General features: G+C 41.7%; 14 protein-coding genes. All 14 read left to right on the forward strand.

Annotated elements, in window-relative coordinates; translation table 11 throughout:
* The first annotated feature begins 82 nt into the window (after positions 1 to 82).
* The 14 genes from NFS43_RS02305 to NFS43_RS02370 all read left to right on the forward strand — a co-directional run bounded on the left by NFS43_RS02305 (position 83) and on the right by NFS43_RS02370 (position 17,239).
* On the forward strand, positions 83 to 4,423 hold the full coding sequence (locus NFS43_RS02305; protein WP_251549148.1) for a PolC-type DNA polymerase III: 4,341 nt from the start codon (positions 83 to 85) through the stop codon (positions 4,421 to 4,423).
* A 206-nt stretch (positions 4,424 to 4,629) separates the two neighbouring features.
* Positions 4,630 to 5,100 carry a ribosome maturation factor RimP gene (gene rimP, locus NFS43_RS02310; protein WP_251549149.1) on the forward strand — a complete coding sequence of 157 codons (471 nt, stop codon included), beginning with the start codon at positions 4,630 to 4,632 and terminating at the stop codon, positions 5,098 to 5,100.
* A gap of 36 nt (positions 5,101 to 5,136) precedes the next feature.
* A complete protein-coding gene (gene nusA, locus NFS43_RS02315) occupies positions 5,137 to 6,258 on the forward strand; it encodes a transcription termination factor NusA (protein WP_251549150.1) in 1,122 nt (373 codons plus the stop codon).
* Between the two features lie 17 nt (positions 6,259 to 6,275).
* Complete coding sequence (gene rnpM, locus NFS43_RS02320) at positions 6,276 to 6,560, forward strand: RNase P modulator RnpM (protein ID WP_251549151.1); 285 nt, start codon at positions 6,276 to 6,278, stop codon at positions 6,558 to 6,560.
* Positions 6,557 to 6,859, forward strand: coding sequence for a YlxQ family RNA-binding protein (locus NFS43_RS02325; protein ID WP_251549152.1), 303 nt, complete (start codon positions 6,557 to 6,559; stop codon positions 6,857 to 6,859). Before rnpM ends, NFS43_RS02325 begins: the two co-directional genes overlap by 4 nt.
* Before the next feature lie 20 nt (positions 6,860 to 6,879).
* On the forward strand, positions 6,880 to 9,162 hold the full coding sequence (gene infB / locus NFS43_RS02330; protein WP_251549153.1) for a translation initiation factor IF-2: 2,283 nt from the start codon (positions 6,880 to 6,882) through the stop codon (positions 9,160 to 9,162).
* Positions 9,159 to 9,440: a DUF503 domain-containing protein gene (locus tag NFS43_RS02335; RefSeq protein WP_251549154.1), complete on the forward strand. Its 282-nt coding sequence runs from the start codon at positions 9,159 to 9,161 to the stop codon at positions 9,438 to 9,440. Before infB ends, NFS43_RS02335 begins: the two co-directional genes overlap by 4 nt.
* A 16-nt stretch (positions 9,441 to 9,456) precedes the next feature.
* Positions 9,457 to 9,828, forward strand: coding sequence for a 30S ribosome-binding factor RbfA (rbfA, locus tag NFS43_RS02340; protein ID WP_251549155.1), 372 nt, complete (start codon positions 9,457 to 9,459; stop codon positions 9,826 to 9,828).
* Positions 9,829 to 9,948: 120 nt separating this feature from the next.
* Entirely contained in the window at positions 9,949 to 10,863 is a 915-nt protein-coding gene (gene truB / locus NFS43_RS02345; protein WP_251549156.1) for a tRNA pseudouridine(55) synthase TruB, read from the forward strand.
* A gap of 46 nt (positions 10,864 to 10,909) precedes the next feature.
* Positions 10,910 to 11,863, forward strand: a complete 954-nt coding sequence (gene ribF, locus NFS43_RS02350; protein ID WP_251549157.1) for a bifunctional riboflavin kinase/FAD synthetase — start codon at positions 10,910 to 10,912, stop codon at positions 11,861 to 11,863.
* Positions 11,864 to 12,032: 169 nt separating this feature from the next.
* Positions 12,033 to 12,302, forward strand: a complete 270-nt coding sequence (rpsO, locus tag NFS43_RS02355) for a 30S ribosomal protein S15 (RefSeq protein WP_251549158.1) — start codon at positions 12,033 to 12,035, stop codon at positions 12,300 to 12,302.
* Between the two features lie 286 nt (positions 12,303 to 12,588).
* Positions 12,589 to 14,706 carry a polyribonucleotide nucleotidyltransferase gene (pnp, locus tag NFS43_RS02360; RefSeq protein ID WP_251549159.1) on the forward strand — a complete coding sequence of 706 codons (2,118 nt, stop codon included), beginning with the start codon at positions 12,589 to 12,591 and terminating at the stop codon, positions 14,704 to 14,706.
* A 179-nt stretch (positions 14,707 to 14,885) separates the two neighbouring features.
* Positions 14,886 to 15,833 carry a polysaccharide deacetylase family protein gene (locus NFS43_RS02365; RefSeq protein WP_251549160.1) on the forward strand — a complete coding sequence of 316 codons (948 nt, stop codon included), beginning with the start codon at positions 14,886 to 14,888 and terminating at the stop codon, positions 15,831 to 15,833.
* Between the two features lie 95 nt (positions 15,834 to 15,928).
* On the forward strand, positions 15,929 to 17,239 hold the full coding sequence (locus NFS43_RS02370) for a M16 family metallopeptidase (protein WP_251549161.1): 1,311 nt from the start codon (positions 15,929 to 15,931) through the stop codon (positions 17,237 to 17,239).
* The last annotated feature ends 5 nt before the right edge of the window (positions 17,240 to 17,244 follow it).

The raw sequence follows: 17,244 nt of genomic DNA on the forward strand, positions 1-17,244 counted from the left end.
TTCTGTCGAATAAAGCCGAATCCAGTGCAATCATGTGTTATAATTACATTTTAGAAATCACTACAAAGAGATATAGATATAGATGGGAGAGAGAACGTTGAGCGGTCTATCCTTAGGGAATAAAGAGCGATTCTTACTCTTGCTCCAGCAGCTTCAATTAACAGAGGATGCTGTGATGATCCACTTCAATAATGCACAAATTGAAAGAATGTTAGTTGAAAAAAAAGCTAGGAAATGGCATTTTGAATTTTTATTTGAAAAAATACTGCCTTATCAGATTTATATGCAATTTACCTCAAGATTGGAGAGAGCTTTTGCTGAAATTGCCAAAGTTTCCTACGATATAAAAGTTTTGGATAAAACCATTGCACCGCAATTGGTCCTGGATTACTGGAGCCATTGTATCCAGCAAATCGATGGAATCGCACCGCCCCTATTAAAATTACTCAGTGAGCAAATGCCGCAAATCAGCGGAACCAAGCTGACCGTATCGGTTCGCAATGATACAGAAGGACTCACCTTAAAACGAAAATATGCGGCAGTAATCAGTGACATCTATCAATCGTTTGGATTTCCGCCTTTTTCGTTTGAAACGGACTTAAAAGCAGAAGAAATGAATGAGGAGTACCAGAAGTTTTTAGAGGCCAAGCAAAAGGAAGACTCTGAGCGTGCCCTTTTAGCGATGGTTGAAATGCAAAAGAAAGAGGCTGAGAAAGAACAAGCAGGCACAGATGTTCCGGAGGGCCCTCTTACCATCGGGCTCACGATTAAAGATGACAGTGAACTTCGCAGCTTAATTGAAATCGTCGATGAAGAGCGCAGGATTGTGGCAGAAGGTTACATTTTTGACGCAGAAATACGTGAATTAAGAAGCGGGCGTTCGCTATTGACTTTTAAAATGACGGACTATACCAGTTCCATCATTGTTAAAATGTTTTCCCGCGACAAAGAAGATGCGGCCCAATTTGCCCGTGTTAAAAAGGGCATGTGGGTGAAAGTAAGAGGAAGCATCCAAAACGACACATTTGTCCGCGATCTCGTTATGATTGCAAACGATATTAATGAATTTAAGCCATTGGGGCGCAAGGATACAGCACCGGACAACGAGAAACGTGTGGAACTTCATCTTCATTCCCCAATGAGCCAGATGGATGCTGTTACCCCTGTCAGTGCCCTGGTCGCACAGGCAAAGAAATGGGGACATAAAGCTATCGCAGTTACAGACCATGCGGTTGCCCAATCGTTTCCAGAAGCATTCAGTGCAGGCAAGAAGAATGGTGTTAAAATCCTTTATGGAGTTGAGGCAAATTTAGTTGATGATGGTGTTCCAATTGCCTATAATGATCACCATCGATTATTGGCTGATGATACGTTTGTGGTCTTTGACGTTGAAACCACTGGACTTTCAGCAGTATTTGACACGATTATTGAACTTGCGGCTGTCAAGGTCAAAGGCGGAGAAATAATTGACCGTTTCGAGTCGTTTGCCAATCCGCACCACCGGCTGAGTGCTACAACGATCAATTTAACAGGTATTACGGATGATATGGTCCAAACGGCACCGGATGTGCCGGAAGTGCTGCAAAGATTCCATGATTGGGCCGAAGATGCCGTACTGGTAGCACATAACGCTTCCTTTGATATGGGATTCTTAAATGTCGGCTACAAAAATATGGGATTGGATAAAGCGAAAAATCCTGTTATTGATACACTGGAATTAGGTCGTTTTCTTTATCCGGAATTAAAGAACCATCGATTAAATACGCTGGCTAAAAAGTTTGATATTGAATTAACACAGCATCACCGGGCCATTTATGATGCCGAGGCGACCGGCTATCTGCTGATGAAGATGTTAAAGGATGCCTCAGAAAAGGGCATAGAATATCATGACCAATTCAATGAGCATATGGGGCAGGGAAATGCTTACCAAAGGGCTCGTCCGTTTCATTGTACCCTGTTAGCTCAAACGGAGGCAGGCCTAAAAAATCTGTTTAAAATCATTTCAATCGCACATCTCGAGTATTTTTACCGTGTGCCAAGAATTCCAAGGTCCGTCCTGCAAAAATACAGAGAAGGAATCTTGGTCGGCTCTGCTTGTGATAAAGGAGAAGTGTTTGAGGGCATGATGCAAAAGTCCCCCGAGGAAGTCGAGGAGGCTGCCCGCTTTTACGATTATCTGGAAGTTATGCCAAAGGAAGTTTATGCACCATTGCTTGAAATGGAACTGGTCCGCGATGAAAAAGCACTTGAAACCATCATTAGCAATATTGTTGCTTTAGGCGATAAACTGGGGGTTCCGGTTGTAGCTACTGGAAATGTGCATTATTTAAATGAGAACGATAAGATCTACCGGAAGATTTTAATTAGTTCACAGGGTGGCGCTAATCCGTTAAACCGCCATGAACTGCCGGATGTTCACTTTAGAACTACGAACGAAATGCTTGATGCCTTTGCTTTTTTAGGCAAGGATAAGGCAAAAGAGATCGTGGTGGAAAATACCAATAAAATTGCTGATATGATTGATGACATTAAACCGATAAAAGACGACCTCTATACTCCGAAAATTGAAGGAGCCGAGGAGGAGATGCGCCGGATGAGCTATGCAATGGCCCATCAAATATATGGGGACCCGCTGCCAGAAATTGTGGAAGCCCGTCTGGAAAAAGAATTAAAAAGTATTATTGGGCACGGATTTGCGGTTATTTATTTGATTGCTCACAAGCTGGTAAAGAAATCACTCAATGATGGCTACCTAGTTGGTTCGCGTGGTTCTGTCGGTTCCTCATTGGTTGCCACTATGACGGAAATTACCGAAGTCAATCCGCTGCCGCCGCATTATATTTGTCCAATCTGCAAGCATTCTGAATTCTTTAATGATGGTTCGGTTGGTTCCGGATTTGACCTTCCAGATAAAGACTGTCCGCAATGCGGTACAACATATAAGAAAGACGGCCATGATATCCCATTTGAAACCTTCCTTGGCTTTAAAGGGGACAAGGTTCCGGATATCGACTTAAACTTCTCAGGGGAATATCAACCTAGGGCACATAACTATACAAAGGTATTGTTCGGTGAAGATAATGTCTACCGTGCAGGAACGATTGGAACGGTTGCTGATAAAACGGCGTTTGGATATGTTAAAGCTTATCAGCAGGATCATAATCTTCAAATCCGCGGTGCGGAAATTGAAAGACTGGCATCTGGCTGTACTGGTGTAAAAAGAACAACCGGCCAACACCCGGGAGGAATCATCGTTATCCCTGACTACATGGATGTATTCGATTTTACACCGATTCAATTTCCAGCAGATGATCGTAACTCTGAATGGCGGACTACTCATTTTGACTTCCATTCGATCCATGACAATGTTCTTAAATTAGATATCCTGGGCCACGATGATCCGACCGTGATCCGGATGCTGCAAGACTTGAGTGGAATTGATCCGAAGACGATCCCCACTGATGATCCTGAAGTCATGAAAATCTTTAGCGGCACTGAATCACTTGGTGTAACGGAAGAACAAATCATGTGTAAAACAGGCACGTTAGGAATTCCTGAGTTTGGAACGAGATTTGTCCGGCAAATGCTTGAGGACACAAAGCCCACTACCTTTTCTGAGCTTGTGCAAATTTCTGGACTCTCACATGGTACTGATGTATGGCTGGGAAATGCCCAAGAATTGATTCACAATCGCACCTGTACCTTAAGTGAGGTAATCGGCTGCCGGGATGACATTATGGTGTACTTGATATATCAAGGCCTTGAACCATCCTTTGCGTTTAAAATTATGGAGTCAGTCCGTAAGGGGAAAGGACTGACAGAGGAAATGGAGGCCGAAATGCGCAGGAACGAGGTACCAGAGTGGTATATTGATTCATGCAAAAAGATTAAATACATGTTCCCAAAAGCCCACGCTGCTGCCTATGTACTAATGGCAGTAAGAATCGCATATTTTAAAGTCCATTTGCCATTGTTATACTATGCAGCATACTTTACTGTCCGTGCGGAAGACTTCGATCTTGAAACCATGACGAGGGGCCCTGAAGCGATTCGGGCAAAAATCGAGGAAATAAATGCAAAAGGGTTAGATGCATCCAATAAGGAAAAGAGCTTATTGACTGTTCTTGAACTTGCCTTGGAAATGACAGAAAGAGGCTACTCCTTCCAGAATTATGATTTGTACAAGTCAGATGCAGCTGAATTTATCATTGATGGGAACACGCTCATTCCTCCATTTAATTCAATTCCGGGTCTAGGGACGAATGCCGCTGTTAACATTGTCAAAGCTAGGGAGGATGGCGAATTTCTTTCCAAAGAAGACCTGCAGCAGCGCGGCAAAGTTTCTAAAACAATTCTCGAATATCTGGATAAACAAGGCTGTTTGGAATCCCTGCCGGAGCAGAATCAGCTTTCTCTTTTCTAGCTGTCATAATGCCATGCATTAGGGATAACATTTGCATATAGTACTTGATTATGTTATAGTTTTATTGGAAATACTAAGAAATACTCTCGTGCACAAGAGTGGGGACCCTCCCACTCTTTCGTGTTGTTTAAGCAGTTTTCTTTCTTTGATTTTTTAATGGCTTTTGGAGCAACTACATAGAATATGGGTGGAAAAGGAGGTCTAGCATGAGCAAAATAACAGAAGTAGTAGAAGAGCTGGCTGCACCAATTTTTCAAGAACTTGACTTGGAATTAGTGGATATCGAGTATGTGAAGGAAGGAAAAAGCTGGTTTCTTCGCGTGTACATCGATAAGGATAACGGAGTTGACATTGAAGATTGTGGTCTTGTCAGTGAACGTCTAAGCGAAAAGCTTGATGAGGTCGACCCTATTCCTCATAACTATTTTCTTGAAGTATCATCACCTGGAGCAGAGCGCCCATTAAAAAAGGAAAAAGATTTTCTAAAAGCAATTGGGAAAAATGTCTTTATCAAAACTTATGAACCCATAAATGGGGAAAAAACGTTTGAGGGGACTTTACTTGAATATGACGGCCAGCTAGTAAAATTGGAAGTCAAAATTAAGACCAGGAAAACAACGGTTGAAATTCCCGTTGAAAAACTGGCCAGTGCCCGCTTGGCAGTTACATTTTCATAAAAATACAATTTAAAAAGGTTAGGGGGATACGAACAAATGAGCAGCGAATTATTAGATGCTCTTACTGTACTGGAGAAAGAGAAAGGTATTTCCAGAGACGTATTAATTGATGCTATTGAAGCTGCACTTATTTCTGCTTATCGCCGCAATTTCAATCAGGCACAGAACGTAAGAATTGACTTGAATTTGGGAACAGGCACCATGCGTGTTTTTGCACGTAAAGAGGTGGTGGATGAGGTTTTTGATCCACGACTGGAAATTTCTATTGAAGATGCAAGGAGACTCAATCCAAACTACCAAGTAGAAGACGTTGTCGAAATGGAAGTTACCCCGAAAGACTTCGGGAGAATTGCAGCGCAAACGGCAAAACAAGTGGTTACCCAGCGTGTTAGAGAAGCAGAGCGGGGTATCATCTACTCTGAATTTATCGACCGTGAAGAAGACATTATGACGGGGATTGTGCAAAGGCTCGATTCCAAGTTTATTTATGTCAGCCTTGGCAAAATTGAGGCATTGCTGCCTATCAATGAACAAATGCCAAATGAACGCTACAAGCCACATGACCGGATTAAGGTTTTTATCACGAAAGTGGAAAAAACAACAAAGGGACCACAAATTTTTGTATCCCGTACTCATCCGGGACTTTTAAAGCGGCTTTTTGAAATTGAAGTACCGGAAATTTATGATGGCACAGTGGAAATTAAATCGGTGGCCCGCGAAGCCGGAGACCGTTCGAAAATTTCTGTTCATTCCGATAATCCGGAAGTGGATCCAGTTGGTGCCTGCGTTGGTCCAAAAGGGACAAGGGTTCAAGCTGTTGTAAATGAACTAAAAGGTGAAAAAATCGATATTGTAAAATGGTCTGATGATCCAGTTGTATTCGTTGCAAATGCCCTTAGTCCTTCAAAAGTACTTGACGTAATGGTCAATGAAGAAGAGAAAGCTACTACAGTAGTTGTTCCAGATTACCAATTATCACTAGCTATTGGCAAGCGCGGCCAAAATGCCCGGCTTGCAGCAAAATTAACTGGCTGGAAAATTGACATAAAATCAGAATCTGAAGCCCGTGAAAAGGGAATATATCCACGTGAGGAAACAATCAGATTATTTGATGATTCTCCTGAACCAGATTTTGATTATGACGAAGAGTTAGAATAGGTTTGAGGTGAATAATCGTGAACACTAAAAGAAAAGTTCCGATGCGCAAGTGTGTGGCAACCGGTGAAATGAAGCCGAAAAAAGAACTCGTTCGCATTGTTCGCTCAAAAGAAGGCGAAGTTTCTATCGATTTGACGGGGAAAAAGTCCGGCAGGGGAGCGTACCTTTCTAAGGAAAAGGATGCTGTTTTGCTGGCAAAGAAAAAAAATATTCTTTCCAATCATTTAGAGGTACTAATCGATGATTCTCTATATGATGAACTTCTTGAACTAATCGAGAAGGAGAATGGGTCACCCAAATGAGACAAAATCAATGGATGTCTCTCCTAGGGTTGGCCAATCGAGCACGGAAAATCATATCAGGTGAAGAGCTATCTGTGAAGCAAATCCGCAGTGGAAATGCTAAACTTGTTTTATTATCTGCAGATGCATCTCAAAATACGACAAAAAAAATTACAGATAAATGTAATTCATATGCAGTTCCTTTAAAAATAGTTGAAAATCGTTATCTTCTTGGCCAGTCAATCGGCAAAGAAGCCCGCGTTGTGGTAGCTGTTTTAGATGATGGATTTGCCCAGAAACTGGTGACGTTGCTCGATTAAATCTAGCGGGGGTGAAATGAATGAGTAAAATGCGTGTTTATGAGTATGCAAAAAAATATAACCTTTCGAGTAAGGAAATTATAACGAAATTAAAAGAAATGAATATAGAGGTTTCCAACCATATGGCCACATTAGAAGCAGGAGATATTAAAAAGCTGGATGCAGTTTACACGAAGAAAGAAAGCAGCTCCTCTCAGCAAAAACAAGGGAATGCTGCGCAGCAAAAACAATCCAATAATCCACGTCCTGCAGGGCAAAATATGGCCAAAAAGCCAGTGGTACCGCCAAAGTCCAATCCTAAGGCTTTTGAGGAAGAAGAGGACAAATTGGCTGTTCCTGCAAAAGTAAAAGTTGCTGTACCGCCAAAAGCAAAAGAAGGAAAAAAACACGATCAGGAATACCAGTCTAAAGAAAACAAGGCTTTTCAAGCTGGCAAGCCAAAAAATAAGCCGAATCATAATCAAAACCAAAATCGGAATCATAATAATAGGCGGAAAAACCAGCCTCCTGTACAACAGGCTGCAACACAGAAGAAAAAGGAAAAAGAACTTCCAGCCAAAATTACGTTTAGTGAATCACTGACGGTTGCTGAGCTGGCCAAAAAGCTCCACAGAGAGCCATCAGAAATTATCAAAAAACTATTCCTGCTTGGAGTGATGGCCACCATCAATCAAGCGCTGGATAAAGACGCGATTGAGCTTATTGCGGGTGAGTACGGAGTAGAAGTGGAAGAAGAAATAAAGGTGGATACCACTGATTTAGAGAATTATTTTACTGAAGATGCACCGGACAATCTTGCTGAGCGTCCTGCAGTTGTGACAATCATGGGTCACGTCGACCATGGTAAAACGACCCTGCTTGATTCTATCCGTAATACTAAAGTTACGGAAGGAGAAGCTGGAGGTATTACCCAACATATAGGGGCTTATCAAGTTGTTGAAAATGGCAAAAAAATCACCTTCTTGGACACACCAGGACACGCTGCTTTTACAACGATGCGGGCGCGGGGAGCTCAAATCACAGACATTACAATTCTTGTGGTAGCTGCTGATGACGGGGTAATGCCGCAAACTGTTGAAGCAATCAATCACGCTAAAGCTGCTGAAGTACCAATTATCGTCGCAGTCAACAAAATGGATAAGCCGGATGCCAATGCGGACCGCGTTATGCAAGAGCTTACTGAGCATGGGTTAGTTGCGGAAGCATGGGGCGGCGATGTGATCTTTGTTCCACTATCCGCGAAAACTGGCGAAGGAATCGATAATTTACTGGAAATGATTCTATTAGTCAGCGAAGTGGAAGAATACAAAGCGAATCCAAACCGCAATGCAGTTGGTACAGTAATTGAAGCAAGACTTGACAAAGGCCGCGGTTCCGTTGCTACGCTCCTTGTCCAAAACGGCACATTGAAAATTGGGGACCCAATTGTTGTCGGAAATACGTTTGGACGTGTCAGGGCAATGGTCAACGATTTAGGGCGGCGCGTGAAGGAAGCGGGTCCATCTACACCTGTCGAAATTACTGGATTAAATGAAGTGCCTCAGGCTGGTGACCGTTTTGTCGTATTTGACGATGAAAAAACTGCCCGTCAAGTGGGAGAAGCACGTGCACAGCTAGCACTTGCGGCCCAGCGCGGCGAAAAAACCCGTGTTAGCTTAGATAACTTGTTTGAACAACTAAAACAAGGCGAAATGAAGGACCTTAATATCATTATTAAAGCGGATGTTCAAGGCTCTGCAGAAGCATTGGCAGCCTCCTTGCAAAAAATTGATGTTGAGGGAGTCGTCATTAAGATTATCCACAGCGGTACTGGTGCCATTAATGAGTCCGATATTACTCTGGCCTCTGCATCGAATGCCATTGTTATTGGTTTCAATGTCCGCCCTGATGCGAATGCAAAACGGGCTGCTGAGTCTGAGAAAGTAGATGTCCGTCTGCACCGGATTATTTATAAAGTGATTGAAGAAATGGAAGCAGCGATGAAGGGGATGCTTGATCCTGAATTCCAAGAAAAAATCATCGGCCAGGCTGAAGTCCGCCAAACCTTTAAAGTATCAAAGGTGGGAACGATTGCCGGTTCATATGTAACGGACGGAAAAATCACCCGTGACAGCGGAGTCCGGGTAATCCGTGATGGGATTGTCATTTTTGAAGGTGAAGTGGACGCGTTAAAACGTTTTAAAGATGACGCCAAAGAGGTTTCTCAAGGATATGAATGTGGAATTACCATTAGAAACTTCAACGATATTAAAGAAGGCGACATCATTGAAGCATATGTAATGGAAGAAGTCGAACGGAAATGATCGTCGGCATCGCCTCATGTGAATGCATCATTTACGATGCCCATTCCTTGAAAGAGAAGCGAGCCGTTTTGCAAAGAATTCTTGCCCGCTTGAAACAAAAATTTAATGTTTCAGCAGCAGAGGTAGACTTTCAGGATGTATGGCAGCGGACAAAGATTGCCATCGCAGCAGTATCCCAAGCAAAGGCTGGGGCTGAAAAAGAATTGCAAAACGCGTTAAAGTTAATTGACTCGTTTCCGGAGATCGAGAGGACAATCACCGAAATAGAATGGCTTTGAATAAGAGGTGAATGTGATGAGCCTTAGAGCAAATCGTGTTGGAGAGCAAATGAAAAAAGAACTTAGTGATATCATTGGCCGGAAGATCAAGGATCCACGCATCGGCTTTGTGACAGTCACAGACGTTCAAGTAACTGGAGATTTGCAGCAAGCAAAAGTGTATATTTCCGTATTAGGTGACGATGAACAAAAAGAGAATACCTTAAAAGGTTTGGCAAAGGCAAAAGGCTTTATTCGAACTGAAATCGGCCATCGTATTCGATTGCGCAAAACACCGGAAATTATTTTTGAGTTTGATGAGTCGATCGATTATGGAAATCGAATCGAAACATTACTTCATCAAATACAATCTGGTGACGAGCAGCCAGAATCGAAGGATGAAAAATAATTCTCTTGTTTAATTCGAAAATGCACTCCTAAGAATGAAATGGTTCGTATAAAAAACGAGAGAAATGGATAGACGCTTGTCTATCCATTTTTTTCGGGTTGGAAAGGAGTTTTTTATAAATTGGAAGGAATATTGCCATTATATAAACCTGCAGGATTAACGAGCCACGATTGTGTTTTTAAATTAAGAAAAATCCTTAAAACGAAAAAAATCGGCCACACAGGCACGCTTGACCCTGATGTGACCGGCGTTCTGCCGATTTGCATAGGAAAGGCAACAAAAGTGGCTGAATATATCACGGATGCAGGAAAAGCTTATGAGGGTGAAGTAACGATTGGCTTTTCCACGACTACAGAAGATGCTTCAGGGGAAGTAGTAGAAAAAAAACGGATAGACCGGACAATTTCTCGCAAAGAAATACTTAGTGTTCTTGAATCATTCACAGGGGAAATTGAACAGACACCGCCCATGTATTCGGCTGTTAAGGTAGGAGGCGTAAGGCTTTATGAATATGCCCGTAAAGGAATCCAAGTCGAACGGCCGACAAGAAAGATTACGATTTATTCAAATGAATTGCTTGATGAGCGGGATGAATTTTCCGGAGAGGTTATACGTTTTAAATTCAGAGTCAGCTGCAGTAAAGGGACCTATATTCGGACATTAGCAGTCATGATTGGCCAAGCGCTGGGATTTCCTGCCCACATGTCTGCACTCACCAGAATCCAGTCTGCCTCATTTACCTTAAATGATTGTTTGACATTTGAACAAGTTGAAAAGCTGATGGAAGAGGGAAAAATAGCAGACTATTTAAGACCTTTAGAAACCGCTCTTTCTCATTTGCCGAAAATGGTGATACATGATAAAGTAGCAGAGAAAGTGAAAAATGGTGCGGTTTTAACTATTCCTGAGCACTTAATGAAATGTAACGGCCCGATTATAGCTGAAACGGAAAGTGGATTGGCACTCGCCATTTATTCCCAGCATCCTAATAAGCCAGGGCTGCTCAAACCAATTAAGGTGTTAAGGAACGAATAGAAAAGGTATAGATAGAAAAGGTATAGATAGAAAAGGTGAAGTACAATTGGATGTATTTAAGCTTAGTTTTCCATTAATCCTTGCGAAAAATCAATTCCCCCCTCTGGCAATGGCTTTGGGATTTTTTGATGGGGTCCATCTTGGACATCAGAAAGTGATTGCTGAAGCAAAAAAACAGGCAGCAGAAAATGGGCTTGGGTGTGCAGTTATGACGTTTGATCCTCATCCTTCTGTGGTTTTGGGGAAAAATAACCAGCATGTACAGTCAATTACTCCTTTAGCGGAAAAAGTCAATAAAATTGCCGAGCTTGGAGTTGACTATTTGTTTATTGTTCATTTTACTCCTGAATTCGCCAATTTGCTTCCACAGGAATTCGTGGATCATTATATCATAGGATTAAATGTCAAACATGTAGCAGCAGGCTTTGATTTTACCTACGGAAGAATGGGGAAAGGCACCATGGAGACCTTGCCATTTCATTCAAGAGACATGTTTTCTTACTCAGTAGTACCGAAGTTTACAGAGGGGAATGAAAAGGTTAGTTCGACTAGAATACGCAAATTGCTTAGAGACGGGAAAGTGGATGAACTGCCTGTCTTGCTTGGCAGGTATTATACAACTGCTGGGACTGTGGTGCATGGAGATAAACGAGGCAGGGCAATTGGATTCCCTACTGCAAATGTAGAGATTTCTGATGACTGCATTCTGCCGCCAACTGGTGTTTATGCTGTTAAGCTGCTTGTGAATCAGCAATGGCACGACGGGGTTTGTAATCTAGGATATAGGCCGACGTTCTATAATGAGACCGTAAAACCTTCTGTTGAAGTACATTTATTTGACTACAATCATGAATTCTATGGGGAAGAGGTAACCATCGAGTGGCATCGGCGCCTGAGACAAGAACAGAAATTCGCGGGAATTGATGAATTGGTTCTACAAATCGAACAGGATAAACGCAGCGCTCTACAATACTTTAAAGAAAATCGACAAGCTCTCTGATTTTATAAAGAAAAAGGATTTTTCTTGTAATATATTATCGTTTAAACTTGCATTTTTTAATAAAACAAGGTATTCTTAAATACGTATTAAAAATAACCTTTGCTTGGCAAGTCGAGTCACCGACGCTTGCTCGGTAAATGGGGATTGTAATTTTAGGAGGTGAACACGGATGGCAATCACACAAGAGCGTAAAAACGAAATCATCAATGAGTACAAAACTCATGAGAACGACACAGGATCTGCAGAAGTACAAATCGCTGTCCTTACTGAACAAATCAACAACTTAAATGACCACTTGCGTACTCACAAGAAAGATCATCATTCACGCCGCGGTCTTTTAAAAATGGTTGGTAAACGTCGTAATCTTTTAACATACCTACGTAACAAAGATGTACAACGTTACCGCGAGTTAATTAATAAGCTTGGCCTACGTCGTTAGTTTACAGAAGCGGGATTTTTCCCGCTTTTTTATTAGCTTAAAAAGGATAAAATGATTTCCATTATACATATTTTTTAAGTAAGGATTTTTTTGTCTATACTATTAGAAAAGCATTAGTTCTATCCAGCGCCATATGGCCTGGAGATGGGCCATTCTAATTAAACTTCATGACGATAACTAAAGCGAATCCGCTTTTTAAAAATATTTTTTAAATTTGGCAAGATGATCGCAGTAATTTGACTTTTGCATCATCCTCCCAAGTGATTAGATTGAGAGGGGTAAAAATATGGAACAAACGAAACATGCATACTCCATCGATTGGGCCGGCCGTAATTTAACCGTTGAAATTGGACAACTTGCTAAGCAGGCAAACGGTGCGGTACTAGTCCGTTATGGAGATACTGCTGTATTAAGTACAGCAACGGCTTCAAAGGAGCCAAAGAATTTAGACTTTTTCCCGCTAACCGTTAACTATGAGGAACGGCTATATGCGGTGGGAAAAATTCCTGGAGGCTTCATCAAGCGTGAAGGCCGCCCAAGTGAGAAAGCGATTTTGGCAAGCCGCCTCATTGACCGTCCGATTCGACCGCTATTTGCTGACGGTTTCCGAAATGATGTTCAAGTAATCAGCATCGTCATGAGTGTGGACCAGGATTGCTCGCCAGAAATGGCAGCTATGCTGGGATCATCGTTAGCTCTTAGTGTATCGGATATCCCATTCGAAGGACCGATTGCCGGGGTTGTAGTTGGAAGAGTTGACAATCATTTTGTCATCAATCCAACCGTTGAACAATCAGAAAAAAGTGATATTCATTTAACAGTAGCCGGTACCAAAGATGCGATTAACATGGTTGAAGCAGGCGCCAATGAAGTGCCTGAAGAAGTCATGCTTGAAGCCATCATGTATGGTCACGAGGAAATTAAACGGCTGATCGATTTTCAAGAGAAGATAGCTGCTGAAATTGGCAAAGAAAAAATGCAGATTAAGTTATATGAAATTGATGCAGAGCTTGAAGCTGAGGTAAGGCAAATTTGTGAAGAAGACATGATTAAAGCCATTCAGGTTCAAGAGAAGCATGCTCGCGAGGATGCCATTAATGAAGTGAAAAAACAAGTGATGGCTAAATTTGAAGAGCAAGAGGCAACAGAAGATGACCTAAAGCAGGTTAAACAAATTCTCGATAAAATTGTCAAGGGCGAGGTCCGCCGCTTAATAACTGTTGAAAAAGTCCGACCAGATGGCCGTAAAATTGATGAAATCCGTCCTTTATCCTCTCAGGTTGGAATTTTGCCCCGCACCCATGGATCAGGCCTTTTCACCAGAGGGCAGACACAAGCTTTAAGTATCTGTACACTTGGAGCAATGGGCGATGTGCAAATTCTGGATGGCTTGGGAATTGAAGAGGAGAAGCGTTTTATGCACCATTATAATTTCCCTTCGTTTAGTGTAGGGGAAACTGGGCCAATCCGCGGACCAGGCCGCCGTGAAATTGGACACGGTGCTTTGGGAGAACGTGCGCTTGAGCCGGTAATCCCTTCTGAAAAGGATTTCCCGTATACGATTCGGCTTGTTTCAGAAGTGCTTGAATCAAACGGTTCAACTTCACAGGCAAGCATCTGCGGAAGCACATTAGCAATGATGGATGCAGGTGTTCCGATTAAAGCTCCTGTTGCAGGGATTGCCATGGGTCTTGTTAAATCCGGCGAACATTATACGGTTTTAACCGATATTCAAGGGATGGAAGACCATTTAGGAGATATGGATTTCAAAGTGGCCGGGACATCCAAAGGGGTTACGGCGCTGCAAATGGATATTAAGATTGAAGGGCTTTCTCGTGAAATATTAGAAGAAGCTTTGCAGCAAGCCAAAAAGGGAAGAATGCAAATTTTAGACCATATGCTATCAACCATTTCAGAACCTCGGACCGAGCTGTCACCATTTGCTCCGAAGATTTTAACCATGCACATCAATCCTGATAAAATTCGTGATGTGATTGGGCCTAGCGGCAAACAAATTAATAAAATTATCGAGGAAACTGGCGTTAAGATTGATATTGAACAAGATGGAACTATCTTTATAGCCTCTGCGAATTCAGAGATGAACCAAAAGGCAAAGAGCATCATTGAAGATATTGTTCGAGAAGTGGTTGTGGGACAAATCTATCTTGGAAAAGTAAAACGTATCGAAAAATTTGGCGCTTTCGTTGAGATCTTCGCAGGAAAAGACGGATTGGTCCACATTTCCGAACTGGCTGAAGAACGGGTAGGAAAGGTGGAAGACGTTGTCAAAATCGGCGATGAACTCCTTGTCAAAGTAACCGAAATTGATAAGCAAGGGCGCGTTAACTTATCCCGGAAAGCTGTATTGAAAGAGCAGCGAGAAAAGGCAGAAGAAAAGCAATAATCAGGATGGGACTAGTGCCCATCATGTTTTATTAAAAAAGTCAGGCGCCCCCTGACTTTTTCTTTTTTCAATAGAAAGTTTGACATTTGCGGGTTTGGGAAATGTCCTGCACCAGCGGTTATCTTATGTTCTACCTTGTCCTTCTGATACATAATCTGTAAGGAAGGGGGAACGGAAAGATGAAAAAGGCGTTCACTTTATTTATAATTGGTCTGGCTGCTTTCGTTAGTGTAAACAATCCCATTGTCAATCGGTATCTTGCTGATATAACAGAATCCGCTTTGCCAGCAGGCAATGATTCGGATTCACTTTACCAAAGCATAATCAAACATGCACCTACATACGAAAAACCACCTTCTGATGCCAAAATTGACCGGGTTTGGAAGGCAATGCCTGGTTATAACGGATTAAAGGTTGATGTGGAAGCATCCTATAAGAATATGAAAAATAAAGGTGTTTTTGATAAAGATAAGCTAGTATATACCCAAGTGAAACCAAAAATACATTTGGATGATTTAGCTCCTTCTCCCATTTATCGAGGACATCCTGAAAAACCAATGGTATCGTTTATTATTAATGTTGCATGGGGCAATGAATATTTGGCGGATATGCTTAAAACATTAAAAAGGCATAATGTATCAGCCAGTTTTTTTCTTGAAGGAAATTGGGTTAAAAAAAATCCTGAGCTTGCCAAGATGATCGTCAGCGCTGGACATGAGGTGGGGAACCACTCCTATTCCCATCCCGATATGGCGAAGCTGACGGCTTCTCAAGCCAGGGAACAAATCATCAAGACGAATGAAATCATCGAGGCCGTAACAGAGCAGAAATGTTATTGGTTCGCACCGCCAAGCGGCAGTTACCGTGATGAAACAATAAAGATTGCCCATGATTTACAATTGAAAACCGTCATGTGGACAGTGGATACGATTGATTGGCAAAAGCCAGCCCCTGAAACCTTAATCAATCGTGTCATCCCAAAAGTAGAGAATGGGGCAATTATCCTGATGCACCCGACCGATTCCACGGCCAAAGCGCTTGACCGGTTAATTACAGAAATTGAGCAAAAAAATTTAAAAATAGGTACAGTTACAGAATTAATGAAGGAAGAGAGAATTTTGAAATAGGAGGAAAGGATAGCTTAAAGTTGGATAAAATAGTCATAATAGGTATAATTAAGTATTGGATATGAGCATCCGCTGTATAGACAGGAGGAAGTCGATTGATAAATAAGTACACTTGTAAAAATGGAGTAAGAATTGTTCTAGAACAAATTCCCAGCGTTCGATCCGTAGCCATTGGAATCTGGATTGGAACCGGTTCTAGAAATGAAAATCAAGAAACAAACGGGATCTCCCATTTTCTTGAACATATGTTTTTTAAAGGAACTGCCACAAAAACTGCTAAAGAAATAGCGGAGTCCTTCGACAGTATCGGGGGCCAAGTAAATGCTTTCACCTCAAAAGAGTATACCTGCTACTATGCGAAAGTTCTTGATACACATTCAAAATTTGCTCTTGATGTATTAGCAGATATGTTCTTTCATTCGACCTTCGTTGAAGAGGAATTAAATAAGGAAAGAAATGTCGTTCTTGAAGAAATAAAAATGTATGAAGATACACCGGATGACATTGTGCATGACTTGCTTAGCCAGGCAGTCTATGAAGACCATCCGCTGGGATATCCCATTCTAGGAACAGAAGAAACATTAAATACTTTTACCGGCCAGTCACTTAAAGACTATATTCATCAAAGATACACACCAGAAAATGTCGTGATTTCAATAGCAGGAAACGTTCCGGAAGCCTTTATATATGAGGTGGAAAAGTATTTTGGTTCCTATGAAGGAGGGAATCAGGATACAGTTGGAAATCCTCCTGTTTTTCATGCCAATCGCAAGTCTAGAAAGAAAGACACGGAGCAGGCTCATTTATGCATTGGATTTGAAGGGTTAAAAGTTGGACATGAGAATATTTATAGTTTGATTACCTTGAATAACATTTTAGGCGGCAGCATGAGCTCAAGGTTATTTCAAGATGTCCGGGAACAAAGAGGCTTAGCTTACTCCATTTTCTCCTATCATTCTGCTTATCAGGATAGTGGAATTGTAACGATTTACGGGGGAACGGGTGCAAAGCAGCTTAATGTTTTATTTGATACCGTTCAAGAAACGCTGGAGAAATTGAAGCAAGATGGAATTACTGAAAAGGAACTGACGAACAGCAAAGAGCAGCTGAAAGGCGGATTGATGCTTAGCTTAGAAAGTACCAATAGCCGCATGAGCCGAAATGGAAAGAACGAGCTCTTGTTAAAACGGCATCGTTCGTTAGACGAGATTATTGAGGAAATTGATCAGGTGACAAAACGTAGTGTCGATGAAATGGCACGAAAAGTGTTCACTGACCATTTTTCTGTTTCATTGGTTAGTCCAGACGGGAATTTGCCTGATAAATTAGTTTTAAAAAAAACGGTTCGATTTTTTCGAACTGTTTTTTTTTTAGATGGATTAGTCACTTTCCTTTTCGTAGTCTAAACTGG

Origin of the sequence: Neobacillus muris (genome assembly GCF_943193175.1) — a bacterium.
GTDB lineage: Bacteria > Bacillota > Bacilli > Bacillales > Cytobacillaceae > Neobacillus > Neobacillus muris.